Origin of the sequence: Mesonia sp. K4-1 (assembly GCF_008017825.1) — a bacterium.
Lineage (GTDB): Bacteria > Bacteroidota > Bacteroidia > Flavobacteriales > Flavobacteriaceae > Mesonia.
Map to the genome: position 1 here is coordinate 1 of NZ_VRLS01000075.1, position 631 is coordinate 631.

The window sequence follows — 631 nt, forward strand, 5'->3', positions numbered from 1 at the left end:
GTGTTGCTTGGGTCTTCATTGTTACCGTGGCCTGCACCCCCGCCACCTGGGTTGGAGCCACTTTGTGGGTTGTTGGGGTAAGGAGGGAAGCCTCCATTGGCAGGATCTCCGTCAATTGGTTGGCTGTCACCACCACAACCCGAGGCGGGTGAAATTATTTCTGTCCATTGTTTATTTGGGTCACAAGCTGGTCCTGCGTGATGAATAGGGCCTGTCCCACCAGTAGGTCCATTATTACAAAATGTTACGGTGACCTCTCCACACCCATCTACCATATATTTACTTCCTTCATCATATTGTATGGGAATCATATCATAGTTATATTCAAATATAAATGATTCATCGGCTGTTTGCGTAATAGGCGTTCTAGGAAAATACTGCATCACATAGGCTTTGGTGGCAGCCGTATCGGTTACTTCTATGACTAAATTTTCAAAGTAGTGGGCAGGTTGTTCAGCTCGGTGTAAAAACATGGTATAAGAGGCGTAAAGCTCTGTACGGGCAACATTAATTAAAGAAGAGTCAATTTTAATGCCATATCTATTTTCTATAAATTCTCCTCCTTTACCGCTTACATTGCTCTTTTGCGCCAATTGTTTACTAAGTTGATGATAAGCAGAAATAAATTGAG

General features: G+C 42.9%; 1 protein-coding gene. It reads right to left on the reverse strand.

Annotation, left to right across the window (positions count from 1 at the left end; translation table 11 throughout):
- Positions 1-593: hypothetical protein (locus FT986_RS11885; RefSeq protein ID WP_222706204.1), on the reverse strand; the 593-nt coding region annotated here is incomplete at its 3' end.
- Between the last annotated feature and the right edge of the window lie 38 nt (positions 594-631).